This is a genomic window from Pseudomonas sp. IT-P74, assembly GCF_949768175.1.
GTDB lineage: Bacteria > Pseudomonadota > Gammaproteobacteria > Pseudomonadales > Pseudomonadaceae > Aquipseudomonas.
In genome coordinates, this window is record NZ_CATKQD010000055.1 from 267,425 (window position 1) to 292,455 (window position 25,031).

Below are 25,031 nucleotides of genomic sequence, written 5' to 3' on the forward strand. Positions count from 1 at the left end.
TGATGACAGCTGGAATCTTCATTCCCGAGTTGGGCCACCTGGCCATGATCCTGGCGCTGTGTTTCGCGCTGGTTCAGGCCGTGGTGCCATTGGTCGGTGCCTGGCGTGGTGACCGCTTCTGGATGAGCCTGGCCCAGCCGGCCGCGTGGGGGCAGTTCGCGTTTTTACTGTTCGCCTTCGGTTGCCTGACCTACGCCTTCATGGTCGATGACTTCTCCGTGGCTTATGTGGCCAACAACTCCAACAGCGCCTTGCCGTGGTACTACAAGTTCAGCGCCGTGTGGGGTGCCCACGAAGGTTCCCTGCTGTTGTGGGCCTTGATTCTCGGCGGCTGGACCTTCGCGGTATCGGTGTTTTCCCGGCAGTTGCCGCAGGTCATGCTGGCCCGCGTGCTGGCGGTGATGGGCATGATCAGCACCGGATTCATGCTGTTCCTGATCATGACCTCCAACCCGTTCAAACGCATCCTGCCGCAAACGCCCACCGACGGTGCCGACCTCAATCCACTGTTGCAAGACATCGGCCTGATCGTTCACCCGCCGATGCTGTACATGGGCTACGTCGGTTTCTCGGTGGCTTTCGCCTTCGCTATCGCCGCGCTGATGGGCGGTCGCCTGGATGCCGCGTGGGCGCGCTGGTCGCGTCCGTGGACCATCGTGGCCTGGGCGTTCCTCGGCATCGGTATCACTCTCGGTTCGTGGTGGGCTTACTACGAACTCGGCTGGGGCGGCTGGTGGTTCTGGGACCCGGTGGAAAACGCCTCGTTCATGCCATGGCTGGTGGGCACCGCACTGATTCACTCGTTGGCGGTCACGGAAAAACGTGGCGTGTTCAAGAGCTGGACCGTGTTGCTGGCCATCGCCGCCTTCTCCTTGAGTCTGCTGGGCACTTTCCTCGTGCGTTCCGGCGTGCTGACCTCGGTGCACGCCTTTGCGTCCGATCCGGAGCGCGGGGTGTTCATCCTGATTTTCCTGCTGTTCGTGGTCGGTGGTTCGCTGACCCTGTTCGCCCTGCGCGCGCCGGTGGTCAAGAGCCAGGTGGGCTTCAACCTCTGGTCCCGGGAAACGCTGTTGCTGGGCAACAACCTGGTGCTGGTGGTGGCGGCTTCGATGATCCTGCTCGGCACCCTGTATCCGCTGATTCTCGACGCCATGACCGGCGCCAAGCTGTCCGTCGGCCCGCCGTACTTCAATGCGCTGTTCATTCCGTTGATGGCGTTGCTGATGGTGGTGATGGCGGTCGGCGTGATCGTGCGCTGGAAAGACACCCCGGTGAAATGGCTGGTGAGCATGCTGACCCCGGTCCTGCTCGGCAGCGCCGCGCTGGCAGTCGTGGCCGGCGTCGCCTATGGCGATTTCAACTGGGCCGTGCTCGCGACCTTCATGCTCGCCGCCTGGGTATTGCTGGCCGGCGTGCGTGACATCTTCGACAAGACCCGGCACAAGGGCCTGATCAAAGGCCTGCCAACCCTGACCCGCAGCTACTGGGGCATGCAGGTCGCGCACCTGGGCATTGCCGTGTGTGCGCTGGGTGTCGTGCTGTCGAGCCAGAACAGTGCCGAGCGCGACCTGCGCCTGGCGCCGGGCGAATCCATGGACCTGGGCGGCTATCAGTTCGTCTTCGAAGGCGCCAAACACTTCGAAGGCCCGAACTTCACTTCCGACAAAGGCACCGTGCGGGTGATCCGCAACGGCAAGGAAATCAGCGTGCTGCACCCGGAAAAACGCCTGTACACCGTGCAGAACTCGGTGATGACCGAAGCGGGCATCGATGCCGGTTTCACCCGCGACCTCTATGTCGCCCTCGGTGAACCGCTGGGCAACGGCGCCTGGGCTGTGCGCGTGCATGTCAAACCGTTCGTGCGCTGGATCTGGTTCGGCGGTCTGTTGACAGGCGCAGGCGGGCTGCTGGCGGCGCTGGATCGGCGTTATCGGGTCAAGGTCAAAAGCCGCGTGCGCGAAGCGCTGGGCATGTCGGGAGCCACTGCATGAAGCGTTGGTTGATGTTGTTGCCACTGGCGATTTTTCTGGTGGTCGCTGTATTCCTTTACCGTGGGTTGTACCTGGATCCGGCCGAGCTGCCTTCGGCCATGATCAACAAACCGTTCCCGGAGTTTTCCCTGCCGTCGGTGCAGGGCGACAAGACCCTGACCCGCGCTGACATTCTGGGCAAACCGGCGTTGGTCAACGTCTGGGGCACCTGGTGCATTTCCTGCCGGGTCGAGCACCCGGTGTTGAACAAACTGGCCCAGCAGGGCGTGGTGATCTATGGCATCAACTACAAGGACGTCAACGCCGATGCCTTGAAGTGGCTGAAGGACTTCCACAACCCCTATGCACTGGACATTCGTGACGACGACGGCTCGCTGGGCCTGAACCTCGGCGTGTACGGCGCACCGGAAACCTTCTTCATCGACGCCAAGGGCATCATCCGCGACAAGTTCGTCGGCGTGATCGACGAGCAGGTCTGGCGCGAAAAACTGGCGGGCAAGTACCAGGCGCTGGTTGACGAGGCCAAGCCATGAAGCGCTGGATCGCTGCCGTTGCCTTGGGCTTGAGCCTGGCGGGCGTGGCCCACGCGGCCATCGACACCTACGAGTTCGCCAAGGAAGAAGATCGCGAGCGTTTCCGCGAGCTGACCAAGGAGCTGCGTTGCCCCAAGTGCCAGAATCAGGACATCGCCGATTCCAACGCACCGATTGCCGCCGACCTGCGCAAAGAGATTTTCCGCATGCTCGGCGAAGGCAAGGACAACCAGCAGATCATCGACTTCATGGTCGACCGTTATGGTGATTTCGTCCGCTACAAGCCTGCGCTGAACGCCAAGACCGCCTTGCTCTGGTTCGGCCCCGCCGGCCTGCTGCTGGGCGGTGTCGTGATCATCGCGGTGATCGTCCGCCGTCGTCGCGTGCAACGCGCCGGCACCCCGGGCTCGCTGTCTGCCGAGGAGCGCTCGCGCCTCGACCACCTGTTGGATAAAACCAAGAATGATTGATTTCTGGCTCGCTGCAGGTCTGCTGCTTCTCGTTGCCCTGAGTTTTCTGTTGATCCCGGTGCTGCGCAGCCGTCGCGCCCAGCGTGAAGAGGATCGTACCGCCCTGAACGTCGCGCTTTATCAGGAGCGCGTGGCTGAGTTGCAGACTCAGCAGGAAGAGGGTGTGCTCGATGCGGCGCAAATGGACGCCGGTCGCGCCGAAGCTGCCCGTGAGTTGCTGGCGGACACCGAAGGCGCTGAAGCGCCACGGGTGTCGCGTCTGGGCAAACCCTTGCCGTTGCTGGCAGCCATTCTGGTGCCGGTGCTGGGCTTGGGCCTTTATCTGCATTTCGGTGCCAGCGACAAGGTCGAACTGACCCGTGAATTCTCCCAAGCCCCCCAGTCGATGGAAGAGATGACCCAGCGCCTGGAGCGCGCGGTCGCTGCTCAGCCGGATTCCGCTGAAGGCATGTACTTCCTCGGTCGCACCTACATGGCTCAGGATCGTCCGGCGGACGCGGCGAAGATGTTCGAACGCACGGTGAACCTGGCCGGTCGTCAGCCCGAGTTGCTCGGTCAATGGGCCCAGGCCCAGTACTTTGCCGATGGCAAGAAGTGGTCGGACAAGGTCCAGGCCCTGACCGACGAAGCGCTCAAGGCCGATCCGAAAGAAGTCACCAGCCTTGGCCTGCTGGGCATTGCCGCGTTTGAAAGTGAGCGTTATCAGGACGCCATCGATTACTGGAATCGCCTGTTGGCGCAATTGCCGCCGCAAGACCCGTCCCGCGAGGCGCTGCAAGGCGGGATTACCCGGGCCACGGAGAAACTGGTGGCCAGTGGCGGCAAGGTTGCGCAAGCACCGACGGCCAAGGCGGCGTTGCTCAAGGTCAGTGTCGATCTGGCCTCGGACCTTAAATCCAAGGTCCAGCCTGGCGACAGCGTGTTCATTTTCGCCCGTGCGATCTCCGGTCCTCCGGCCCCGCTGGCGGTCAAGCGCATGACCGTGGCCGACCTGCCGGTGACCGTCGAACTGGGCGATGCCGACGCAATGATGCCGCAATTGAAACTGTCGAACTTCCCTGAAGTCCAACTGGTTGCGCGCATTTCCCGTGCCGGCAAACCGACCGCAGGAGAATGGATCGGTCGCAGCAAGCCCCTGGCCAGCAGCACCACCGCGCCGCAAACATTGACCATCGATAGTCCGGACAAATAACAGGAAAACGCAATCATGACCGCATTCGCTCGTATCACCCTGCTCAGCGTCGTCATGGGGTTAAGCGCTTGTGCGGTCCAGCCACCAACGGAACATCAGGCACCAGCACCGTTCCCGCCGTCGCAGCCGAGCCCCACGCCATCGACGTCGCCTGTACCGAGCAAGCCGACCATTCCGGCCAAACCCTCAAAGCCCTTGCCACGCACCTCTGCCAGCTTCGCGCCGCCACCAGGGGGCAATAGCCATTGGGATCCGAAGCTTGGGGTGTATGTGCTGGATGACCAGCCCAATACCTTTTATCGCCAGCGTACCTATTACCGCTGGGATAACGGCTGGAGCCGGTCGATCAGTCCGAACGGGCCGTGGGAAGATACTGACATCCACGGTGTACCGGGTGGCCTGGGGCGGCAATTCGGGCAGTAGCGCAAAAAAAGGCGACCTTCGGGGGCGCCTTTTTTGTGGGCGTTGAAGTTGTGCTTTCACGGCAGGAGTATGTTGATGGGCGCACCGAACATCGTGCACGGCCGGTCGCACTCGGGTAACGTGGCCGCCGCAGAGCTGGCCGCCGGGCTGGACGATCGTGGCGAGATTGCGACGGGCCTGCGGGCCGAACTGCTGCGGGCACGGACGGTTTACCGGTGGTCCAAGTGGTGACAAGCGAAGAGGGTGTTTTGATGGCGGGCAGGTTGATCTATCTCATCGGGCCTTCAGGTTCGGGCAAGGACAGCCTGCTGGATGCCGCGCGAACGCGGTTGGCCGAACACGGCTGCCGTATCGTGCGCCGGATCATTACCCGCTCGGCCGAAGCCGTGGGCGAGGCGGCGCTGGGCGTCAGTGCCCGGCAATTCGCCGACATGGAAGCCCGGGACGCGTTTGCCCTGAGCTGGCACGCCAATGGGTTGTCCTATGGCATCCCACGGGAAATCGACGATTGGCTGGCCGCTGGCCAGAACGTACTGGTCAATGGCTCGCGGGGGCATTTGCAGAATACGCAGCTGCGCTATCCGGATGTGTTGGTGCTGTTGCTGAGCGTGGACCAGGCGGTGCTGCGTCAACGACTGCTCAAGCGCGGGCGTGAATCGGTTAGCGAGATCGATCAGCGCCTGGCACGCAATGCCCGATTCAACGAGCAGCTGCTGGCGGAAGATTCTGCCGTGCACCTGCTCGACAACTCCGGGCCACTGGAGCTTACGGTCGAACGCTTGCTGGCCTGCATTGACGAGCAAGCTCCACGCGCCTGACGTTGCCGGGCACCGGTGATGCCCGGCAAGTGCCAGCCTGCGATCTGTTGATTTTGATTCAACGGTTTTTACCCCGCCCACCCCTTCAAGTCTAAACATACAAGCGAGCTTGCTCGCGATGACGGCAGTACCTTCACCATTGATGTGGCTGACAGTCCGCTATCGCGAGCAAGCTCGCTCCCTCAGTGGATGGGTGTTGGTAAGTTAGAAAGCAGCCTTGCCCACAGAAGCACCACCATCGACAAACAGCATCTGCCCGGTGATGAACCCGCTCTGTTCCGACAGCAGAAACGTAATTGCGGAGGCGATTTCCTGTGGTTGTCCCAGGCGGCCCATCGGCACGTTGGCCAGATACCGCGCTTTTAGCGATTTACGCCGTCGCCAACGAACCCTTCTGCGAAACACTCAAGAACCGCAACAATGCCAGCAGCGGAAACGCGCTGCCGACGATCACGATCCACAACCAGCCGCCGTGTTCGTACACCGCGCTGGCCACCGAAGAGCCGAAGGCGCCGCCGATGAAGATGCTGGTCATGTACAGCGCATTCAGGCGGCTGCGGCTTTTGCCGTCGAGGGCGTAGACCGCACGCTGGCCCAGGACCATGTTCATCTGCACGCAGAAGTCGAGCACCACGCCGGTCACCGCCAGGCCGATGACGCTGTAGGCCGGATGGATAAACGCCGGCATAAAACTCAGGCTGGCGAACAGCAGGGCCAGCAACGAGGCGATGCGGGTGTGACCGGCATCGGCCAGGCGCCCGGCGATCGGGGCGGCAATGGCGCCGATGGCGCCGACCAGCGCGAAAATCGCGATCTCGCTTTGCGACAAGCCATGGTTGCGCGCCAGCTCCAGTGGTACGGCGGTCCAGAACAGGCTGAAGGTGGCAAACATGCAGCCCTGGTAAAACGCCCGCTGGCGCAGCACCGGTTGTTTGCGCAACAGCGTCCACAGCGAGCCCAGCAATTGGCCATAGGACGCACTGTGATCAGGTTCACGCTTGGGAATGGTCACGGCCAGCACGATGCTGATGGCCGCCATGAACACCGCGGCAATCATGAACATCGCCCGCCAGCCGAAGTGGTCGGCTACCACGCTGGACACCGGCCGGGCCAGCAGAATGCCGAGCAGCAAACCGCCCATGATCCCGCCCACCACACGGCCACGGGTTTCTTCCGGCGCCAGGTGCGCGGCCAACGGAATCAGGATCTGCACCGAAACCGAACTGAACCCCACCAACAGCGAAATCAGCAAAAACACGTTCGGCTGATCGGTGAACGCCGCGCCCAGCAGACTGACAATCGCCACCAGCGTGGTGATGATCATCAACCGACGGTTCTCCAGCAGATCCCCCAGCGGCACCAGGAAAAACAGCCCCAGCGCATAGCCGATCTGGGTCAGGGAGACGATCAGGCTGGCCATGGTGTTGGTCAGGCCGATGTCCGGGGCGATCAGGCCGATGATCGGTTGCGCGTAGTAAATGTTGGCGACAATCGCGCCGCAGCAGAAGGCGAACAGCAGCACCATCCCTGGGGTCATTGTCGCAGTGCCGTGGGGCACCTGGGGCACCTGGGGCACCTGGGTCGCTGGGTTCATAACGGGTCTCGCTGTACGGAAAGGAATGCGCGCAGGCTAATGGGCTGACTGAAACGGCGGAAGTGGGATTGGAGTGATAGCAGTCATTCCATTGCGGAATGACTGACGAACGCATTTATCGTCCGCCGAATGGCCTTGCGTCAGAACATCGAGGGTCAATGATACATTCACGTACAACTTGTTCGATAGCGTGCTTATGTTCTCACTCCACATCTCGTCCGCGAAGGGCCACGCCATGAGTGTGAAGTTCCGCCGCTGGAGTCAGCACGTGGCAACCGGCCATCCGAAGAAAAACCCGCAGGGCCCCGGCAGCCCCTTCGAGCCGGAGGTTATGCCTTGGTGGTGCGTGAAAGCCCAGCCGATGTTTTCTGCGGCAACCTGAACTGAAATGGCGCAAAAGCACCTGTAGGAGCGAGCCTGCTCGCGAAAATCGTGAACGATAACGTGTAAAACCAGATGTCCAGCGGCGTTCCTGGTTTTTTCGCGAGCAGGTTCGCTCCTACAGTAGGTGGGTGTTGTACCCATAAAGAAGGCGACCTCTCCAAGTCGCCTTTTTTGTGGCTGCGCGATTACTGACCGCTGTAAATCTGGTCGAAAACCCCGCCATCATTGAAGTGGGTCTTCTGCACGGTGCGCCAGTCGCCGAAGGTTTTCTCGACGGACAGGAAGTCCACTTTCGGGAAACGGTCGGTGTACTTGGCCAGCACAGCCGGGTCACGCGGACGCAGGTAGTTCGCCGCGGCAATTTCCTGGCCTTGCGGCGACCACAGGTACTTCAGGTATTCCTCGGCCGCCGCGCGGGTGCCTTTCTTGTCGACGGTCTTGTCGACCACCGACACCGGTGGCTCGGCTTCGGCGGAAACGCTTGGGTAGATGACTTCGAACTGATCACGGCCGAACTCGCGGGCAATCATTTCCGCTTCGTTTTCGAAGGTCACCAGCACGTCGCCGATCTGGTTGGTCATGAAGGTGGTGGTGGCGGCACGGCCGCCGGTGTCGAGTACCGGCGCTTGCTTGAACAGTTTGCCGACGAAGTCTTTGGCCTTGTTCTCGTTGCCGCCGTTTTTCAACACGTAGCCCCAGGCCGAGAGGTAGGTGTAGCGACCGTTACCGGAGGTTTTCGGGTTCGGGACGATGACTTGAACGCCGTCCTTGAGCAGGTCCGGCCAGTCTTTCAGGGCTTTCGGGTTGCCCTTGCGCACGATGAACACGGTGGCGGAGGTGAACGGCGCGCTGTTGTTGGGCAGGCGCGTGACCCAGTTGTCCGGAACCAGTTTGCCGTTGTCCGCCAGGGCGTTGATGTCGGTGGCCATGTTCATGGTGATGACATCGGCCGGCAGGCCGTCGATGACCGAACGTGCCTGTTTGCTGGAGCCGCCAAAGGACATCTGCAGGACGATGTTTTCGTTATGTTCGGCTTGCCAGTGTTTCTGGAACGCAGTGTTGTAGTCCTTGTAGAAATCTCGCATCACGTCGTAGGAAACGTTGAGCAGGGTCGGTGCGGCCTGGGCGATGTTGCCCAGGGCCAGGCCAGCGGCGAGAAGCGAGGCGCCAAAGAGTTTTTTCACTGCGAATTCCTTGTTCTATTAAAAGTGGGGCAATTTGCCAGCGACTATAACTGGGCTCGTTTAGTCCCTTAAAGATTAAAAAGCTCTTTGCTTATTCCAGTTTTTTGAACAATGCATTGCCACAACGGGAGCAGAACGACGCCTCCGGTTCATGGCTGTCCTTGGCACACACCGGGCAGTCGCGATGCAACTGGCCGCCACGCATGGCTGTGGCCAGTTCGGCGGTGAAAATCCCGGTGGGCACGGCGATGATCGAGTAACCGGTGATCATCACCATCGACGAGATGACCTGGCCCAGTGCGGTCTTGGGCACGATGTCGCCGTAACCGACGGTGGTGAGAGTGACGATAGCCCAGTAAATGCCCTTGGGAATGCTGGTGAAGCCATGTTGCGGGCCTTCGACCACATACATCAGGGTGCCGAACACGATGACCAGGGTGCAGACGCTGAGCAGGAACACGAGGATTTTCTGCTTGCTGCCGCGCAAGGCATCGAGCAGGTAATGGGCTTGCTTGAGGTACGGGCCGAGCTTGAGCACGCGGAAGATCCGCAGCATCCGGATTACCCGGATGATCAGCAGGTACTGGGCATCGCTGTAGTACAGCGCGAGGATGCCGGGCACGATGGCCAGCAGGTCCACCAGCCCATAGAAACTGAAGGCATAGCGCAGGGGCTTGGGCGAGCAGTACAGGCGCAGGATGTACTCGCCGAGGAAGATCACCGTGAAGCCCCACTCGATGTACGCCAGCAGGCTGGCGTAGTTCTGGTGGACGTCATCGATGCTGTCCAGGATCACCACCACCAGGCTGGCGAGGATGATCAGCAGCAAGGTGGAGTCGAAGCGTCGACCGGCAACGGTGTCGGTCTGAAAAATAATCACGTACAGGCGATTACGCCACGTGTCGTTGCTGTTCATGTACATCGCCTTGGCCGCAAATCAGCGCAGCCTAGGTTGATTCTCCCCGGGAGCGCAAGGCGCGCTTTCGACGGTGGCCTTGCCGAGCATTTGAATAACGCAGCGGATCAGCCAGCCGGCAAGAATGAACGGCGCGGTCAGCGTGGGCAGACCGATGGCGGCAAACACGGGAGTCAGCAACAGCGCCAGGCCGATGCCAACCAGTGGCAGCCACGGGTGGCGACGCTGCGAGCTGAAGGCGAGGGCGGCCAGCACGGCGTTATAGCCACCGAGGCCGAGCAGTGCGGTATAGAAGTCGTGGTGCAACAGGCTCCAGCCCATGCCCGCGACAGACGCCAGTAACGCCCAGCAGAAGGCGCGGCGATCAGCGATCAGCAAACCGGCGGCAATCATCGCACCGGCCAGCGGATGACCGAGGAACATCACCTGACCAATGCCTTTGAGGGGGGCGACGAGCGTGTTCAGGGTGCTGACTTCGATCAAGTGCGGCTCAGTCGAGGGCGTGGCGAAGCACAGCAGCAGCCAGCCCAGTCCGACGAAGGGCGCGGTGTAGGCCGGCAGGCATTGGCTGAACCGGACGCGCTTGAGCCACTGCTGGGTGACCATCGCGCTCAGGCCTCCGGCGGCCAGAATCAGTGGCGGCATCATCGCCGACCAGGGGAAATACAGGCTCAGTAACAGTCCGAGCAGCACGCCGTTGTAGCTGAACAACCCGGCCTGACGATCAGCCTTGGCATAGTTGCGGCGTTGCGCGGTGAGCAGCCCGGCGACACCACCGAGCAAGGCGCCGCCGAGCAGGGCGGGCGCGGTGAACAGGATGGCCAGGACGCACAGCAGGCCGCACAACGGATTGCGCTGGAGAAAGATCTGGCTGAAGCCATTGAGCAAGGCTTCGGCCCAATCGGGGCAGTGGGTGTTGAAATGGTTGGCAGGCATGGCAGTTCTGAAAGGTCAGTGAAACCGAGTTGGTCGAGCGCGACCCCGGCTGATCGCCAGCAGGCTGGCTCCCACACTGAATCTCTGTTCAGTCTTGATTGCGTGATCGACACAAAACCAAAGTGGGAGCCAGCCTGCTCGCGATGAGGCCGGTACAGGCGCTAGATCAATGTCTCGATACGCAAAGAGTTAGTCGACCCCGGCTGCCCAAAGGGCACACCGGCGGTGATCAACAGCGTGTCGCCGCGCTGAGCCATGCCTTGTGCCTGGGCGATCTCTAGCGCCGTGGAGCAGACTTCATCGACCTGACGCAGGCGGTCGTTGACCACCGAGTGCACCCCCCACGCCACGCTCAGGCGACGGGCGGTTTGCAGGTTCGGTGTCAGGTTGAGGATCGGCACCGTCGGCCGCTCCCGCGCCGCGCGCAGGCTCGATGCGCCAGATTCGCTGTAGTTCACCAGCACCGCCACCGGCAGCACGTTGCTGATGCGGCGAATGGCGCAGCTGATCGCGTCGGAAACAGTCGCCTCGGCTTTCGGTCGGCTGACGTCGAGTTGAGTCTGATAGTCCGGACCGTTTTCCACCTGGCGGATGATCTTGCTCATCATCTGCACGGCTTCGAGCGGGTATTCGCCGGAGGCGGTTTCCGCCGACAGCATCACCGCGTCCGCACCTTCGGCCACGGCATTGGCCACATCGGTGACCTCGGCGCGGGTTGGCGCCGGTGAGAAGCGCATCGACTCCAGCATCTGCGTCGCCACCACCACCGGTTTGCCGAGCTGGCGGCAGGTGCTGATGATGTTCTTCTGGATCTGCGGCACGCTTTCGGCCGGCACTTCCACGCCCAGGTCACCACGGGCGACCATGATCGCGTCGCTCAATTCGGCGATCTCGCGCAGTTGTTCGACGGCCGAGGGCTTCTCGATCTTGGCCATCAGGAACGCCTTGTCGCCGATCAGGGTGCGGGCTTCGCGGATGTCATCGGGGCGTTGCACGAACGACAGCGCCACCCAGTCCACACCCAGCTCCAGACCGAAGGTCAGGTCGCGGCGATCCTTGGCGGTCAGCGGGCTCAGGTCGAGCACCGCTTGCGGCACGTTCACGCCCTTGCGGTCCGACAGTTCGCCGCCATTGAGCACGGTGGTGTCGATGGCATCGGCGTACTTGGTCACGACCCGCAGGCGCAGCTTGCCATCGTCCAGCAGCAGGTCCATGCCTGGCTCCAGGGCGGCGATGATTTCCGGGTGGGGCAGGTTGACCCGGCGCTCATCGCCCGGCGTGGCATCGAGGTCCAGGCGCAGGGCCTGACCGCGCACCAGTTGCACCTTGCCTTCGGCGAACTTGCCGACCCGCAGTTTCGGGCCTTGCAGGTCCATCAGAATGCCCAATGGATAATTCAACTGGCGCTCGACTTCACGGATCCACTGAAAACGCTGGGCGTGGTCGGCGTGATCGCCATGGCTGAAGTTCAAGCGGAAGATGTTGACCCCGGCCAGCACCAGCTCACGGATGGCGTCGATGCCGTCGGTGGCCGGGCCGAGCGTGGCGAGGATTTTGACCTTTTTATCAGGCGTCATGTTTAGTGCTCTCAAGGATCAGAATGGCGCGGAAGTCGTTGACGTTGGTACGGGTCGGCTCGGTGACGATCAGGGCGTCGAGCGCCTCGAAGTAGCCGTAACCATTGTTGTTGTCCAACTCGTCGCCGGCGCTCAGGCCCAGGGCGGCGGCGCGGGCGTAGCTGTCCGGGGTCATGATCGCGCCGGCGTTGTCCTCGGAACCGTCGATGCCGTCTGTGTCGCCGGCCAGCGCGTAGACGCCCGGCAGACCCTTGAGGTTGTCGGTCAGGCTCAGCAGGAACTCGGCATTGCGCCCGCCACGGCCATTGCCGCGCACGGTGACGGTGGTTTCGCCGCCGGAGAGAATCACGCAGGGCGCCGCCAGCGGCTGACCGTGCAGGACGATCTGCCGTGCGATGCCGGCGTGGACTTTCGCCACCTCGCGGGATTCGCCTTCCAGGTCACCAAGGATCAGCGGACTGAACCCGGCCTGACGGCATTTCACCGCCGCTGCTTCAAGGGATTGCTGCGGGCGGGCGATCAACTGGAAATGACTGCGTGCCAGGCTCGGGTCGCCGGGTTTGACGGTTTCCGACTCGGGGCTTTGCAGCCAGGTGCGCACCGAAGCCGGAACCTCGATGGCGTAGCGTTTGAGGATCGCCAGCGCTTCGGCCGAGGTGCTCGGGTCGGCCACGGTAGGGCCGGAGGCGATGACCGTGGCGAGGTCGCCCGGCACATCGGAAATCGCATAGGTGTAGACCGTGGCAGGCCAGCAGGCTTTGCCCAGGCGGCCACCCTTGATCGCCGAGAGGTGCTTGCGCACGCAGTTCATCTCGCCGATGGTCGCGCCGGACTTGAGCAGGGCTTTGTTGATCGACTGCTTGTCGGCCAGGGTGATGCCGACCGCCGGCAGTGCCAGCAGGGCAGAACCACCGCCGGAGAGCAGGAAAATCACGCGGTCGTTTTCGTTCAGGTCGCTGACCAGTTCCAGCACACGCTTGGCCACGGCCAGACCCGCAGCGTCCGGTACCGGATGTGCGGCTTCGACCACTTCGATTTTTTCGCAAGGTGCGCCGTGACCGTAGCGGGTCACTACCAGGCCTGTGACTTCACCCTGCCAGCAGCGCTCGACCACCTGGGCCATGGCGGCTGCGGCTTTGCCGGCGCCAATGACGATCACGCGACCGCTGCGGTCGGCAGGCAGATGGGCTTCGAGGACTTGTTGCGGATGCGCCGCGTCGATGGCTGTGGCAAACAGCTCGCGCAGCAATTGTTGCGGATCGACCGACATGGCGGGCTCCCGGAATTCTTGTTATTCGAAAGGGCAACTCTGATCCCTGTAGGAGTGAGCCTGCTCGCGATCCAGGCACTGCGGTGTATCAGGTACACCGCGGTGATTTCATCGCGAGCAGGCTCACTCCTACAGGTTTGAAGCGGTGTGGGGCAGGGGCTTACTTCTTGTCGCGAATCGAGAAGTTCGCCATGTGTTCCAGGCCCTTGATCAGCGCCGAGTGATCCCAGTTGCTGCCACCGATGGCCGCGCAGGTGCTGAACACTTGCTGGGTGTTGGCGGTGTTCGGCAGGTTGATGTTCAGCTCCCTGGCGCCTTGCAGGGCCAGGTTCAGGTCCTTCTGGTGCAGGCTGATGCGGAAGCCTGGATCGAAGGTGCCTTTGATCATGCGCTCGCCGTGCACTTCGAGGATCTTCGAGGACGCGAAACCGCCCATCAGTGCTTCACGCACCTTGGCTGGATCGGCACCGTTCTTCGAAGCGAACAGCAGGGCTTCGGCCACGGCCTGGATGTTCAGGGCCACGATGATCTGGTTGGCCACCTTGGCGGTTTGACCGTCGCCGTTGCCACCGACCAGGGTGATGTTCTTGCCCATGGCCTGGAACAGCGGCAGGGCACGTTCGAAGGCGTCGGCATCACCGCCGACCATGATGCTCAGGGTCGCAGCCTTGGCGCCGACTTCACCGCCGGATACCGGGGCGTCGAGGTATTGCGCGCCTTTTTCGTTGATCCTGGCCGCGAAAGCCTTGGTGGCGGTCGGCGAGATCGAGCTCATGTCGATGACGACTTTGCCTTTGCTCACGCCTGCAGCGATGCCGTCGGCACGGAACAGCACGTCATCGACCTGCGGGGTATCGGGCACCATGACGATGATGAACTCGGCTTCCTGGGCGACTTCTTTCGGGTTCGCCAAGGCAACGGCGCCAGCGGCGATCAGGTCGGCGGGCGCAGGGTCGTGGTGGGCCGACAGGAACAGGCTGTGACCGGCTTTCTGCAGGTTCGCCGCCATTGGGTGGCCCATGATGCCGGTGCCGATAAATCCGATTTTAGCCATGAGAAAATCCTCTTGTTTTGTGCTTTCTGTAGGAGCGAGCCTGCTCGCGAAAAAACTCAACGAAAACGCGTGCTGCCTGAGTAAACGCGGCGCCTGATCGTTCTTCGCGAGCAGGCTCGCTCCTACAGGGATATGTATTAGATCGCGTTATGGGTTTTCAACCAGCCCAGGCCCGCTTCAGTGGTGGTCAGCGGCTTGTATTCGCAACCGACCCAGCCTTGGTAACCAATGCGGTCCAGGTGTTCGAACAGGAAGCGGTAGTTGATTTCACCGGTACCAGGTTCGTTGCGCCCCGGGTTGTCCGCGAGTTGCACATGGTTGATCTCGCCCAGGTGCGATTGCAGGGTGCGGGCCAGATCGCCTTCCATGATTTGCATGTGGTAGATGTCGTATTGCAGGAACAGGTTGGCGCTGCCGACCTGCTCCCGAATCGACAGGGCTTGCGCCGTGTTATTCAGGTAGAAGCCTGGGATGTCACGGGTGTTGATCGCCTCCATCACCAGCTTGATACCCGCCGCTTGCAGCTTGTCGGCCGCGTACTTGAGGTTGGCGACGAAGGTTTTCTCCACGGTGGCATCGTCAAACCCCTGCGGACGAATACCGGCCAGGCAGTTGACCTGGGTGTTGCCCAGCACTTGCGCGTAAGCGATGGCCAGATCGACACCGGCACGGAACTCTTCGACCCGGTCCGGCAGACACGCGATACCGCGCTCGCCCTTGGCCCAGTCACCGGCCGGCAGGTTGAACAGCACTTGGGTCAGACCGTGGGCGTCGAGCTTGGCCTTGATTTCGGCGGAGCTGAAGTCGTACGGGAACAGGTATTCGACACCAGTGAAGCCGGCCTTGGCGGCCGCTTCGAAACGGGCAAGAAAGTCCTGTTCGGTGAACAGCATGGACAGGTTGGCTGCGAAACGCGGCATGGTGGTCTCCTGTAAATGTGTGAGTGCCCCCCTGTAGGAGTGAGCCTGCTCGCGATAGCGTAATGTCAGTCAACATTGATGTTGAATGTGCCGGCCTCATCGCGAGCAGGCTCGCTCCTACAGGGAGAGCGATCAGCTGTTAATCAATCAAGCAACGAGATCGCAGTCGGTGCGTCGTCGCCAACCAGTGCCAGGTCTTCGAATTCGTTGACAGCGTTGATCTCGGTACCCATGGAAATGTTGGTCACGCGCTCCAGGATGATCTCGACGATCACTGGAACCTTGAACTCTTCGATCAGCTCCTGGGCCTTGCGCAGGGCAGGCTGGATCTGGGACGGTTCGAATACACGCAGTGCCTTGCAGCCGAGGCCTTCGGCAACGGCGACGTGGTCCACACCGTAGCCGTTGAGTTCCGGCGCGTTCAGGTTGTCGAAGGACAGCTGCACGCAGTAGTCCATGTCGAAACCGCGCTGCGCCTGACGGATCAGACCCAGGTACGAGTTGTTCACCACGACGTGGATGTACGGCAGCTTGAACTGCGCGCCCACCGCCAACTCCTCGATCATGAACTGGAAGTCATAGTCCCCCGACAGGGCCACGACTTTACGGTTCGGATCAGCCTTGACCACGCCCAGCGCTGCCGGAATGGTCCAGCCCAACGGGCCAGCCTGGCCGCAGTTGATCCAGTGGCGCGGCTTGTAGACGTGCAGGAACTGCGCGCCGGCAATCTGCGACAGACCGATGGTGCTGACGTAGCAGGTGTCTTTGCCGAACACCTGGTTCATTTCTTCGTACACGCGTTGCGGCTTGACCGGTACGTTGTCGAAGTGAGTCTTGCGCTGCAGGCTGGCTTTGCGCTGCTGGCAGTCTTGCAGCCAGGCGCTGCGGTTCTTCAGCTTGCCGGCGGCTTGCCATTCGCGAGCGACTTCGATGAACACGGTCAGCGCGGCAGCGGCGTCGGAAACGATGCCCAGGTCCGGGGTGAATACGCGGCCGATCTGGGTCGGTTCGATGTCAACGTGAATGAACTTGCGGCCTTCGGTGTAGACGTCGACGGAACCGGTGTGACGGTTAGCCCAACGGTTACCCACGCCCAGAACCACGTCGGACTTGAGCATGGTTGCGTTGCCGTAGCGGTGCGAAGTCTGCAGACCAACCATGCCGACCATCAGCGGGTGATCGTCCGGGATCGTGCCCCAGCCCATCAGGGTCGGGATGACCGGGATGCCGGTCAGCTCAGCGAACTCCACCAGCAGGTCGGCGGCGTCGGCGTTGATGATGCCGCCACCGGCCACCAGCAATGGACGCTCGGCCTGGTCCAGCATGGCCAAGGCTTTTTCAACCTGGACGCGGGTAGCGCTCGGCTTGGCCAATGGCAGCGGCTGGTAAGCATCGATGTCGAATTCGATTTCGGCCATCTGCACGTCGAACGGCAGGTCGATCAGCACCGGGCCTGGACGGCCGGAGCGCATTTCATAGAAAGCCTTCTGGAACGCATAAGGCACCTGGCCCGGTTCCATGACGGTGGTCGACCACTTGGTGACTGGCTTGACGATGGTGGTGATATCGACGGCCTGGAAGTCTTCCTTGTGCATACGGGCGCGGGGTGCCTGACCGGTAATGCAGAGGATTGGAATCGAGTCGGCCGAGGCGCTGTAGAGCCCGGTGACCATGTCGGTGCCGGCAGGGCCGGAAGTGCCGATGCACACGCCGATGTTGCCGGCCTTGGTGCGGGTGTAGCCCTCGGCCATGTGCGAGGCGCCTTCAACGTGGCGAGCGAGTACGTGATCGATGCCGCCGACCTTTTGCAGGGCGGAGTACAGCGGGTTGATGGCGGCACCCGGGATGCCGAAAGCGGTATCGACCCCTTCACGGCGCATCACCAGAACGGCGGCTTCGATTGCTCTCATTTTGCTCATGGTTTTGTGCCTCTTTACGTTTTGTAATTGTATACAAGTGGCTTTGCGCAGAGTGTATTCACGGCGGACGGCGCAGGTCAATCCATTTTCTCAAGCGCTTGTTTCATTCGTCGGAAGCCCGTTCTGCTGTGGCTTTTCGTCGCATGTGGCGCCTTTCGAGAATTATTGTATACAAAAAAATAATTCATTGTGTTCTATTTGTTGCATCGGGCTGCGGCACAACGTCTCGCACTTGTGCCGCAGCCCACCGACTTTCCGAAAAACAAAATGAGGACGGCACCATGAGCGCTTTAACCTTGAAAGTCGCAGTCAACCTGGTCAACGAGGCCATCACCGCAGGGCGGGCAATCGCTGCGGCACCCTTGACCATCGCAGTACTGGATGCCGGCGGGCATCTGATCACCCTGCAACGCGAGGACGGCGCCAGCCTGCTGCGCCCGCACGTCGCCATCGGCAAAGCCTGGGGCGCCATCGCGCTGGGCAAGGGTTCACGCCTGCTGGCGCTGGACGCCCAGCAACGCCCGGCGTTTATCGCCGCGTTGAACAGCCTGGGGCAGGGCAGCGTTGTGCCGGCACCGGGTGGTGTGCTGGTTCGCGATCAGGACGGGAACGTGCTGGGGGCGGTGGGGATCAGCGGCGATCTGTCGGATGTCGACGAGCAGTGCGCGATCAATGCGATCGAGGCGTTGGGGTTGGTGGCGGATGCGGGGGTGGCGGCTTGATTTTGTATTGATTGATCTATAGCCATCGCCAGCAGGCTGGCTCCCACAGGGGATTTGTGTACGACATAGATCTAATGTGGGAGCTAGCCTGCTAGCGATTGCTTCCTCCCAGACACATCCTGCCAACAGTCTGTCCATCTCAATCAAGTCGGCCGAACTAGCCTGCTCATGATCAATTCATGGGAGCGGCAAAGGAATGCTTGATTCACCTGCTTCGCATCGCTTACGACGCGGTCGCTATGCTGAAACCAACCGAATTTACCTACTGACCACCAACACGTTTGGACGAAATCCGATATTCAGGAATTTTGCACTTGGTCGTTTGGTCGTGGATCAATTTAGAAATGCGCAGCATCAAGGCATGGCGAATTCATTGGCCTGGGTCGTGATGCCCGACCATTTCCATTGGCTGGTCGAGTTACAGCAGGGATCGTTGGGGGATTTGATGCAAAAAACCAAATCGTTGAGTACCAAAGCCGTAAATCAGTCCACCGGCCACAAGATCCCTCTCTGGCAGAAAGGCTTTCATGACCGGGCACTGCGTCGAGAGGAAGATCTGGTAAAGGTGGCTCGATATGTTGTGGCCAACCCGTTGCGAGCCGGATTGGTTAAAAAGCTGGGCGACTACCCGCTGTGGGATGCCATTTGGGTTTGAGCTGAAGTCGAGTTGTCTTCATCGCCAGCAGGCTGGCTCCCACAGAGGAATTGTGTGCCCATGGATCCAATGTAGGAGTGAGCCCGCTCGCGATTGGTAGCACCGCTGTCCATCAATCCGGCTCACACCCCTTGAGCACCAACCGGATAATTGTCTGTGCCGCCGCTTCATAATCTTCTTCATCCAGCCTGGCCTTGCCGGTGATGGCGGTGATTTGCCAGTCGAAGTCGGCGTAGGTCTGGGTCGCGGCCCAGATGCTGAACATCAAGTGGTTGGGGTCGATGGGGGCGATTTGCCCGCGGTCGATCCAGGTCTGGATGCACTCGATGTTGTGTTTGGCCTGGCCATTGAGCTGTTCGACCAGATCGCTGCTCAGGTGGGGGGCGCCGTGCATGATTTCGCTGGCGAACACCTTGGAGGCGAATGGCAGGTCACGGGAGATGCGGATTTTCGAGCGAATGTAGCCGCTGAGTACTTCACCGGGTTCGCCGTCCGGATTGAATGGTGTCGAAGCCTGCAGGATGGGCTCGATGATACTTTCCAGAACCTCGCGGTAGAGGTTTTCCTTGGACTTGAAGTAGTAGTAGACGTTGGGCTTGGGCAATCCCGCCTTGGCTGCGATGTCGCTGGTTTTGGTCGCAGCGAAGCCTTTGTCGGCGAATTCCTCACTGGCGGCACGCAGGATCAGTTGTTTGTTGCGCTCGCGGATAGTGCTCATAAACCGGGTGATTCCTTGCCTGTTCTGGCGGTTGCGCATGGTATCACCGGCCTCGCGCGGCGCTCAAGAATGCACCGCAGGCTCTTATGTCGCGCTATGCTGCTGCGCATTCATTGCAGAAGGAAACCCGATTCATGGCAGGAAGCAGTTTGCTGGTACTGATCGACGATATCGCGACCGTGCTGGACGACGTGTCTTTGATGACCCAAATGGCCGCCAAGAAAACGGCCGGTGTACTCGGTGACGATCTGGCACTCAATGCCCAGCAAGTCAGCGGCGTGCGTGCCGAACGGGAAATTCCGGTGGTCTGGGCGGTCGCCAAGGGGTCGTTCATCAATAAACTGATCCTGGTGCCGTCGGCATTGGCGATCAGTGCATTCATTCCGTGGCTGGTCACGCCGTTGTTGATGGTCGGCGGTGCCTATCTGTGTTTCGAAGGTTTTGAGAAGCTCGCCCACAAGTTTCTGCACAGCAAGGCTGAAGATGTCGCCGAGCATGCGCAGTTGGTCGAGGCGGTGGCCGATCCTGCCATCGACCTGGTGGCGTTCGAGAAGGACAAGATCAAAGGCGCTATCCGCACCGATTTCATTCTTTCGGCGGAAATCATCGCCATCACCCTCGGTACTGTGGCCGGCGCGCCATTGACTCAGCAGATCATTGTGTTGTCGGGCATTGCCATTGTCATGACTGTCGGCGTTTATGGCTTGGTAGCGGGTATCGTCAAGCTCGACGATCTGGGCCTGTGGTTGACCCAGAAGCCCGGGCAGATGGCGAAAAGCATTGGCGGCGGGATTCTGCGCGCGGCACCGTACATGATGAAAAGCCTGTCGGTGATTGGTACGGCGGCGATGTTCCTGGTGGGCGGCGGGATCCTCACGCACGGTGTGCCGGTGGTGCATCACTGGATCGAAAGTGTCGGCGCAGCGGCGGGAAGTGGCGGGTTTATCGTGCCGGTGTTGCTCAATGGCGTGGCGGGGATTATCGCGGGGGCGGTGGTATTGGTTGGCGTGATGGCCGTCAGCAAGATCTGGAAAGCCATGAAGGGCTGAAGGCAACACAAAGCAAATGTAGGAGCGAGCCTGCTCGCGATGACGGAGTGTCAGACAACCTCGTTGGTGACTGACACGACCTCATCGCGAGCAAGCTCGCTCCTACAGTTATTTGCGATCGTCTGATTTACTCGGCGACCTGCAACTTGCGCGCTTCGGTGTACACGTAGCGCACTTTCTCGTATTCGAATGGCGAGTTCATCTGGCCATAGCGGAAGCTGGTCTGGTGGCGCTTGTCGATGGCGCGCAGGATCAAGATTTCCGGATGGTTGGAGCTGACTTCGGCCACGTTGAGGAAGTTGATCGCATTCTCGGCCGAGTAGTCCACCAGCAGGCCACCGGTATCACGCAGATTCGACGGACCGAGGATCGGCAGGACGAAATAAGCGCCGCCCGGCACACCGTAGAAGCCTAAAGTCTGGCCGAAGTCTTCGCTCTGGCGCGGCAGACCCATGGCGGTGGCCGGGTCCCACAGGCCGGCGATGCCGATGGTGGTGTTGAGCAGCAGTCGCCCAGTGGTTTCCAGGGAGCGCTGACCCTTGAGCTGCAGCAGGCTGTTCATCAGGTTCGGCACATCGCCGAGGTTGTTGAAGAAGTTGCTGACACCGGTACGCAGGAAGCTCGGGGTGACGTAGCGGTAACCATTGACCACCGGCAGGAACACCCATTGGTCGAAGCGGTAGTTGAAGTGATAGACGCGCCGGTTCCACTCCTCCAGCGGATCGTAGACGGCCAGCGCATTGAGCGTCGAACGCTCGAACTCGCGCTGATCCAGGCCCGGGTTGAATTTGAGTTTGCTCAGCGGCTCCTTGAAGCCATCGCTGTCGACGACCACGGGGGCATTGGCTTTGCTGTTGTCGGCATTGGCGACGCCTGCACAGAGTAACGCTGCCAAAAGCAGGAGGTATTTAGCCACGGAAGAACTCCAGCATGGCGTCGCTGTTGACGCGGTAGTTAATGTTGCCGCAATGGCCGCCCAGCGGGTAAACGGTCAGGCGATCGCCGAAGGTCCGGCGCAGGAAACCCAGGTCACCAGGTCCGAGGATCACGTCGTCGGCGTTGTGCATGACGGCGATTTTCGGGCTTTCGTGCAGATAGTCCTTCAGCGCATACAGGCTCACCTGGTCAATCAGTTGCAGCAGGCTGCCGCCGTCGGTGCGGGCGCGCCACATCGGGATCACTTGCTCGGTGATGTAGCAGTCGAAGTCGCATTGCAGCGCACGCTTGAGGAATGGCGTGAGGCTGGTGCCCTCGGTGATTGGGAACTTGGGTGGGGTGATCAGGCCGCGACGGTTGACCAGGTCCGAAGTGAAGGCAATGTCGGCCGCCGAAAAGCGGAACGAGGTGCCGATCAGCATGGCCATCTGCTCGTTGCTCAGGTGCTGCTTGGACTGCTGGAAGTCGTAGAGCAGGGCGTCATTGAGGTCGATGTAGCCCTTCTGCTGGAAGTAGCGGGTCAGCTTGTCCAGTACCAGCTCATAGAATGTGGTGCTGGTGTTGATGCCCTTGACCTCGGTCTGGACCAGCTTGTCGAGGTTGGTGATCGAGGTGTAGAGGTTGACCGGCGGGTTGAGCAGCAGGACTTTCTTGAAGTTGAAGCTGCGGCGGGTTTCGTCCAGGTGCGAGACGAAAGCGGCATCCAGTGCACCCAGGCTGTACCCGGTCAGGTAGTAATCGGTGACCGGCATTTTCGGGTTCTGTGCCCGTACGGCCTGCATTACCCGGTACAGGTCTTCGGCGTCTTCCTTGGAAACACCCGGGGTGGCGAAGCGTGATGCGGCACTCATGAAGTCGTAGCTGGTGGGCGATGACAACTGCACCACGTGGTAGCCGGCTTTGTAGTAGAGCTTCTTCAGGTATTCGTTCAGGGTGCTGTCATAGCGCGCACCGGTGCCGGCGATCAGGAAAATCAGCGGTGCGGCGTGATCCTGTGTGGCAATGCGGTAGTCGAGTTTCTTGACCGCCCAGAAATTGTCCGGCAATTCGAACGCCCGTTCCGGACGCAAGGTGACGCTGCGCACTTCCTGATCGATATCGTCGTCCAGGGGTAACTCCGGACGCAGGTCCGGCGGCGTGGTCGCGATGGTCGCCTCGAACGGATTGGTCAGGGGGTAGCCGTAACTGGCGGCGTCAATGTCGACCGCCAGTGCGGACGCACTCAATATAAGGCCGCCAAACAGGGCAGCGAAGCGCAAGGAACGGAGCATGACTAAATCCCTTAGAAGAAGGTGCCAAATGAATTTCGCAGGCTATGACCACCGGATTTGCGCCAAAGTGCCAAGCCTCGGCACCAAACAGGCTTTATTTCGAAGTAATAGTAGCTGGACGATACACTTTGCAGCGATTGAATGACCAGTTAACAGTTGTTATCGCTTGCGAAACGCTCTTGTGCGATTAAGCTGGCCGCCGTTTTTCGCCAATTGGAGTGTTACATGTCCCGCCGCCTGCCCGTGATCCTGCTGCTTGTTTTGCTGCCTGTATGGCTGGCCGCCAGTTATGGCGCGCGTTATGGCTTCATGGAGGATGCGCAGTGGGTCGGCATTTGCGCGGATGAAGCGAGTCGTTGGGAATGCCAGGTGCGTTCGAACCTGGGGCTGATGATTCATTTCGGGGTGCTGGGTTGGTCTGCACTGGGCGCGGCGATCATCGGCTTTGTCGTGCCAGGGAGGGCAGGCTGGTGGCTCGCGGTGCTGGCGCTGGTGTTCGGTTTTCCGGCGCTGGCTTTGTACAACACGACGCTGGCGGTGTTTGCGGTGGTGATTGCGGGGTTGCGGTTGGTCAGGAAGTCTCGTAGCGCCTGATAGTCCGTCATCGCGAGCAGGCTCCCACAGTAGATCTTCAGTGAACACAAAATTTGCGTGCGACAAAGATCAAATGTGGGAGCGAGCCTGCTCGCGAAGAGGCCGATCAAGTCGCTAAAGATTCAAGCCTTACGAACCCGAAGGCAACGCCACAACGCTGCCACCATCATCATGCTCACCAGCGCCCAGCCCCAAGCCTGCTGGTTCTGCAATCCTTCGCGGAACAACTGCGGCGCAATGCCGGCACCGATGATGAAGGTCAGCAACGCAATCTCGCGGCGCGGCACGTTAACCGGGCGGCACAGATACACCAGCGCAGGCACGATGAACGCGACACTCGGGAAACTGCGGTAGCGCGGATCGAGCACCAGTTCCAGCATCATCACCGCTGCCGCGAACCCTGTCGTTGCAACCAGCCAGCCAGCTCGGCGTTCCAGCAGGTTGAAAGCCCGGCCACGCCAACCGCTGCGAGGGCTCAATATCAGTGCGGCATGGGCCAGCACCAGCAGATTCAGAGCGGTCAGCAATCCGACCCATAGCCATTCACTGGTAAAACGCGTGGTCACTCGTGCCAGGTCGCCCCAGGCGCCAATCGAGCACGCCGCCAGCGCACCGAGCAGGGGCAGCACCAGTGCCGAACGCGTCGTGCGGACCCGGCCACCGAGCAGCAACGTGCCGATGAAGATCAAGCCACCCACCGCGAGCCACTGCGACCAGTACGGTACGTTTGTCACGGGCCCCGCCAGCACGCCCTTGTCCTGGCGATCGGCATCGAACAGCCCCCAATAACCACCGACCGCACCTTCACTGGCGCGTTTCCAGGGCTGGTCGAAGGCTTCGATCAAGTTGTAGTGCCAACCCTGTTGCTCGGCCATGGCGACAAAGCCGCGAATGAATCTGGCTTCGTTGACCCGGCTCGGCAGGGCCGTTTCGCGCTGGCGACCTTCGCTTGGCCAGCCGGTTTCGCCGATCAGCACATCCTTGGGCGCGAACTTGTTGCCGAACACCTGGCGTACGTCGGCCACATGTTGCAGGGCTGCGTCGATGTTCGACGGATCATCTTCCCAGTACGGCAGCAGGTGAATGGTCAGGAAATCCACGGCGGGGGCGATTTCCGGATGCTTGAGCCAGAACTCCCAGACGTCGGCGTAGGTGACAGGCTGTTTGACCTGGCTCTTGACCTTGTTGATCAGCTTCGCCAATTGCGCGCCGGTGACTTCCTTGCGCAGCAGGGTTTCGTTGCCGACGATCACTGCGCTCACCACATCCGGGTTGGCGTTGGCCGAGGCGATCAGCAGGTCGACTTCTTTCTCGGTGTCCACCGGGTTGCTGTTGACCCAGGCGCCGATCATCAGCTTCAAGCCATGCTTGCGCGCAAGGTCCGGCAGGGCTTCGAGGCCGGTCATGGAATAGGTGCGGATGCATTCGAAGTTTTTGGACAGCAGTGCGAGGTCGGCATCCATACGCTCGGGGCGCAAGTTGAAAGGCACGTCGAACGGCGATTGGTCTTTATCGAATGGGGTGTATGAGGCGCATTGCAACTTGTGCGTTGCGCTGGCGACGTCCGGCAAAATTACCGGTTTGCCGAGGCCGTACCAGAAGCCGCCAAGGGCAAACAGCCCGAGCAGGCAGGCGAATAGATAAGCAGCAAAAGGGAAACGGGAAGTCGCGGACATGGTCAGGCCGTGTGGGAACAAAGCGGCGCATGTTACCTGCATTTGTCGCGTGCTTGGTGGCCTGCATGATTTTGTCATGCAAAGTTCGGGCGGATTGGCAGGGGTGTTTGTAGCGCTGAGGGTTAATGGCTTTCTGATGTCGTTTCTCGATGCCTTGAGGTCGCTGGCAGAGCAGGTCGCCATGAGCGTCAGGTTGATTATCGCAAGTGTCAGTACTCCGCTGATGTTC

General features: G+C 60.9%; 23 protein-coding genes and 2 pseudogenes. 11 read left to right on the forward strand and 14 right to left on the reverse strand.

Annotation, left to right across the window (positions count from 1 at the left end; translation table 11 throughout):
• Window positions 1-2 precede the first annotated feature (2 nt).
• The 7 genes and pseudogenes from ACM6J5_RS21600 (at window position 3) to phnN (ending at window position 5,427) form a co-directional block, all read left to right on the forward strand.
• Window positions 3-1,991: a heme lyase CcmF/NrfE family subunit gene (locus ACM6J5_RS21600; RefSeq protein WP_414929309.1), complete on the forward strand. Its 1,989-nt coding sequence runs from the start codon at window positions 3-5 to the stop codon at window positions 1,989-1,991.
• A complete protein-coding gene (locus ACM6J5_RS21605; protein WP_095944045.1) occupies window positions 1,988-2,524 on the forward strand; it encodes a DsbE family thiol:disulfide interchange protein in 537 nt (178 codons plus the stop codon). Before ACM6J5_RS21600 ends, ACM6J5_RS21605 begins: the two co-directional genes overlap by 4 nt.
• Window positions 2,521-2,994 (forward strand): cytochrome c-type biogenesis protein, encoded by a 474-nt coding sequence (locus ACM6J5_RS21610; RefSeq protein ID WP_150673902.1) that lies wholly within the window; start codon window positions 2,521-2,523, stop codon window positions 2,992-2,994. Before ACM6J5_RS21605 ends, ACM6J5_RS21610 begins: the two co-directional genes overlap by 4 nt.
• The gene (gene ccmI / locus ACM6J5_RS21615) at window positions 2,987-4,186 is read left to right on the forward strand and encodes a c-type cytochrome biogenesis protein CcmI (RefSeq protein ID WP_414929310.1); all 1,200 of its coding nucleotides are present in this window, start codon (window positions 2,987-2,989) and stop codon (window positions 4,184-4,186) included. The genes ACM6J5_RS21610 and ccmI overlap by 8 nt, the downstream gene beginning before the upstream one ends.
• A 15-nt stretch (window positions 4,187-4,201) precedes the next feature.
• Complete coding sequence (locus tag ACM6J5_RS21620) at window positions 4,202-4,609, forward strand: hypothetical protein (RefSeq protein ID WP_150673901.1); 408 nt, start codon at window positions 4,202-4,204, stop codon at window positions 4,607-4,609.
• A gap of 60 nt (window positions 4,610-4,669) precedes the next feature.
• Window positions 4,670-4,840, forward strand: a pseudogene (locus tag ACM6J5_RS21625) (hypothetical protein); the annotation flags it as partial.
• Window positions 4,841-4,860: 20 nt separating this feature from the next.
• Window positions 4,861-5,427, forward strand: a complete 567-nt coding sequence (phnN, locus tag ACM6J5_RS21630) for a phosphonate metabolism protein/1,5-bisphosphokinase (PRPP-forming) PhnN (RefSeq protein WP_095944040.1) — start codon at window positions 4,861-4,863, stop codon at window positions 5,425-5,427.
• Between the two features lie 204 nt (window positions 5,428-5,631).
• On the opposite strand, the pseudogene ACM6J5_RS21635 reads toward phnN, so the two are convergent.
• From ACM6J5_RS21635 to gcl, 10 genes and pseudogenes are all read right to left on the reverse strand, one after another.
• Window positions 5,632-5,790, reverse strand: a pseudogene (locus ACM6J5_RS21635) (SDR family oxidoreductase); the annotation flags it as partial.
• Between the two features lie 7 nt (window positions 5,791-5,797).
• On the reverse strand, window positions 5,798-7,021 hold the full coding sequence (locus ACM6J5_RS21640; protein ID WP_414929311.1) for an MFS transporter: 1,224 nt from the start codon (window positions 7,019-7,021) through the stop codon (window positions 5,798-5,800).
• Between the two features lie 569 nt (window positions 7,022-7,590).
• Entirely contained in the window at window positions 7,591-8,589 is a 999-nt protein-coding gene (locus ACM6J5_RS21645; protein WP_414929312.1) for a sulfate ABC transporter substrate-binding protein, read from the reverse strand.
• A gap of 91 nt (window positions 8,590-8,680) precedes the next feature.
• Entirely contained in the window at window positions 8,681-9,505 is an 825-nt protein-coding gene (locus ACM6J5_RS21650; protein ID WP_414929313.1) for an ion transporter, read from the reverse strand.
• 21 nt (window positions 9,506-9,526) lie between these two features.
• Complete coding sequence (locus tag ACM6J5_RS21655; protein ID WP_414929314.1) at window positions 9,527-10,441, reverse strand: urea transporter; 915 nt, start codon at window positions 10,439-10,441, stop codon at window positions 9,527-9,529.
• 161 nt (window positions 10,442-10,602) lie between these two features.
• Window positions 10,603-12,018: a pyruvate kinase gene (pyk, locus tag ACM6J5_RS21660; protein WP_046037667.1), complete on the reverse strand. Its 1,416-nt coding sequence runs from the start codon at window positions 12,016-12,018 to the stop codon at window positions 10,603-10,605.
• Window positions 12,008-13,288 (reverse strand): glycerate kinase, encoded by a 1,281-nt coding sequence (locus tag ACM6J5_RS21665; protein WP_095944033.1) that lies wholly within the window; start codon window positions 13,286-13,288, stop codon window positions 12,008-12,010. The genes pyk and ACM6J5_RS21665 overlap by 11 nt, the downstream gene beginning before the upstream one ends.
• Window positions 13,289-13,448: 160 nt before the next feature.
• Window positions 13,449-14,342 carry a 2-hydroxy-3-oxopropionate reductase gene (locus tag ACM6J5_RS21670; RefSeq protein ID WP_095944032.1) on the reverse strand — a complete coding sequence of 298 codons (894 nt, stop codon included), beginning with the start codon at window positions 14,340-14,342 and terminating at the stop codon, window positions 13,449-13,451.
• 137 nt (window positions 14,343-14,479) lie between these two features.
• On the reverse strand, window positions 14,480-15,262 hold the full coding sequence (gene hyi, locus ACM6J5_RS21675) for a hydroxypyruvate isomerase (protein WP_414929315.1): 783 nt from the start codon (window positions 15,260-15,262) through the stop codon (window positions 14,480-14,482).
• A 143-nt stretch (window positions 15,263-15,405) separates the two neighbouring features.
• Complete coding sequence (gene gcl / locus ACM6J5_RS21680; protein ID WP_095944030.1) at window positions 15,406-17,181, reverse strand: glyoxylate carboligase; 1,776 nt, start codon at window positions 17,179-17,181, stop codon at window positions 15,406-15,408.
• Window positions 17,182-17,462: 281 nt separating this feature from the next.
• Here gcl and ACM6J5_RS21685 point away from each other — a divergent pair, with 281 nt between their 5' ends.
• Both ACM6J5_RS21685 and ACM6J5_RS21690 read left to right on the forward strand, forming a co-directional pair.
• Window positions 17,463-17,903 carry a GlcG/HbpS family heme-binding protein gene (locus tag ACM6J5_RS21685; RefSeq protein ID WP_015096201.1) on the forward strand — a complete coding sequence of 147 codons (441 nt, stop codon included), beginning with the start codon at window positions 17,463-17,465 and terminating at the stop codon, window positions 17,901-17,903.
• 196 nt (window positions 17,904-18,099) lie between these two features.
• Complete coding sequence (locus tag ACM6J5_RS21690) at window positions 18,100-18,558, forward strand: REP-associated tyrosine transposase (RefSeq protein ID WP_414929316.1); 459 nt, start codon at window positions 18,100-18,102, stop codon at window positions 18,556-18,558.
• Between the two features lie 112 nt (window positions 18,559-18,670).
• On the opposite strand, the gene ACM6J5_RS21695 is transcribed toward ACM6J5_RS21690, so the two are convergent.
• Window positions 18,671-19,276: a TetR/AcrR family transcriptional regulator gene (locus tag ACM6J5_RS21695; protein WP_008020589.1), complete on the reverse strand. Its 606-nt coding sequence runs from the start codon at window positions 19,274-19,276 to the stop codon at window positions 18,671-18,673.
• 134 nt (window positions 19,277-19,410) lie between these two features.
• Between ACM6J5_RS21695 and ACM6J5_RS21700 the strand changes: the two genes are divergently transcribed.
• Window positions 19,411-20,325, forward strand: coding sequence for a DUF808 domain-containing protein (locus ACM6J5_RS21700; RefSeq protein WP_414929317.1), 915 nt, complete (start codon window positions 19,411-19,413; stop codon window positions 20,323-20,325).
• A gap of 127 nt (window positions 20,326-20,452) precedes the next feature.
• Here the strand turns inward: ACM6J5_RS21700 and ACM6J5_RS21705 are convergent, their stop codons facing one another.
• A complete protein-coding gene (locus tag ACM6J5_RS21705) occupies window positions 20,453-21,241 on the reverse strand; it encodes a VacJ family lipoprotein (protein WP_095944027.1) in 789 nt (262 codons plus the stop codon).
• On the reverse strand, window positions 21,234-22,532 hold the full coding sequence (locus ACM6J5_RS21710) for a serine/threonine protein kinase (RefSeq protein WP_095944026.1): 1,299 nt from the start codon (window positions 22,530-22,532) through the stop codon (window positions 21,234-21,236). The genes ACM6J5_RS21705 and ACM6J5_RS21710 overlap by 8 nt, the downstream gene beginning before the upstream one ends.
• A 225-nt stretch (window positions 22,533-22,757) precedes the next feature.
• Here ACM6J5_RS21710 and ACM6J5_RS21715 point away from each other — a divergent pair, with 225 nt between their 5' ends.
• Window positions 22,758-23,126, forward strand: coding sequence for a hypothetical protein (locus tag ACM6J5_RS21715; RefSeq protein ID WP_095944025.1), 369 nt, complete (start codon window positions 22,758-22,760; stop codon window positions 23,124-23,126).
• A gap of 122 nt (window positions 23,127-23,248) precedes the next feature.
• Here ACM6J5_RS21715 and ACM6J5_RS21720 read toward each other — a convergent pair whose 3' ends face one another.
• Entirely contained in the window at window positions 23,249-24,844 is a 1,596-nt protein-coding gene (locus ACM6J5_RS21720) for a beta (1-6) glucans synthase (RefSeq protein ID WP_414929318.1), read from the reverse strand.
• Window positions 24,845-25,031: the final 187 nt, after the last annotated feature.

Bases quoted from the DNA above. Each gene is read 5' to 3' on its own strand.
- ACM6J5_RS21600 (WP_414929309.1), top strand. From the start codon at position 3: ATGACAGCTGGAATCTTCATTCCCGAGTTGGGCCACCTGGCCATGATC.
- ACM6J5_RS21605 (WP_095944045.1), top strand. From the start codon at position 1,988: ATGAAGCGTTGGTTGATGTTGTTGCCACTGGCGATTTTTCTGGTGGTC.
- ACM6J5_RS21610 (WP_150673902.1), top strand. From the start codon at position 2,521: ATGAAGCGCTGGATCGCTGCCGTTGCCTTGGGCTTGAGCCTGGCGGGC.
- ccmI (WP_414929310.1), top strand. From the start codon at position 2,987: ATGATTGATTTCTGGCTCGCTGCAGGTCTGCTGCTTCTCGTTGCCCTG.
- ACM6J5_RS21620 (WP_150673901.1), top strand. From the start codon at position 4,202: ATGACCGCATTCGCTCGTATCACCCTGCTCAGCGTCGTCATGGGGTTA.
- phnN (WP_095944040.1), top strand. From the start codon at position 4,861: ATGGCGGGCAGGTTGATCTATCTCATCGGGCCTTCAGGTTCGGGCAAG.
- ACM6J5_RS21640 (WP_414929311.1), bottom strand. From the start codon at position 7,021: ATGAACCCAGCGACCCAGGTGCCCCAGGTGCCCCAGGTGCCCCACGGC.
- ACM6J5_RS21650 (WP_414929313.1), bottom strand. From the start codon at position 9,505: ATGAACAGCAACGACACGTGGCGTAATCGCCTGTACGTGATTATTTTT.
- ACM6J5_RS21655 (WP_414929314.1), bottom strand. From the start codon at position 10,441: ATGCCTGCCAACCATTTCAACACCCACTGCCCCGATTGGGCCGAAGCC.
- pyk (WP_046037667.1), bottom strand. From the start codon at position 12,018: ATGACGCCTGATAAAAAGGTCAAAATCCTCGCCACGCTCGGCCCGGCC.
- ACM6J5_RS21665 (WP_095944033.1), bottom strand. From the start codon at position 13,288: ATGTCGGTCGATCCGCAACAATTGCTGCGCGAGCTGTTTGCCACAGCC.
- ACM6J5_RS21670 (WP_095944032.1), bottom strand. From the start codon at position 14,342: ATGGCTAAAATCGGATTTATCGGCACCGGCATCATGGGCCACCCAATG.
- hyi (WP_414929315.1), bottom strand. From the start codon at position 15,262: ATGCCGCGTTTCGCAGCCAACCTGTCCATGCTGTTCACCGAACAGGAC.
- gcl (WP_095944030.1), bottom strand. From the start codon at position 17,181: ATGAGCAAAATGAGAGCAATCGAAGCCGCCGTTCTGGTGATGCGCCGT.
- ACM6J5_RS21685 (WP_015096201.1), top strand. From the start codon at position 17,463: ATGAGCGCTTTAACCTTGAAAGTCGCAGTCAACCTGGTCAACGAGGCC.
- ACM6J5_RS21690 (WP_414929316.1), top strand. From the start codon at position 18,100: ATGCTTGATTCACCTGCTTCGCATCGCTTACGACGCGGTCGCTATGCT.
- ACM6J5_RS21695 (WP_008020589.1), bottom strand. From the start codon at position 19,276: ATGAGCACTATCCGCGAGCGCAACAAACAACTGATCCTGCGTGCCGCC.
- ACM6J5_RS21700 (WP_414929317.1), top strand. From the start codon at position 19,411: ATGGCAGGAAGCAGTTTGCTGGTACTGATCGACGATATCGCGACCGTG.
- ACM6J5_RS21710 (WP_095944026.1), bottom strand. From the start codon at position 22,532: ATGCTCCGTTCCTTGCGCTTCGCTGCCCTGTTTGGCGGCCTTATATTG.
- ACM6J5_RS21715 (WP_095944025.1), top strand. From the start codon at position 22,758: ATGTCCCGCCGCCTGCCCGTGATCCTGCTGCTTGTTTTGCTGCCTGTA.
- ACM6J5_RS21720 (WP_414929318.1), bottom strand. From the start codon at position 24,844: ATGCAGGTAACATGCGCCGCTTTGTTCCCACACGGCCTGACCATGTCC.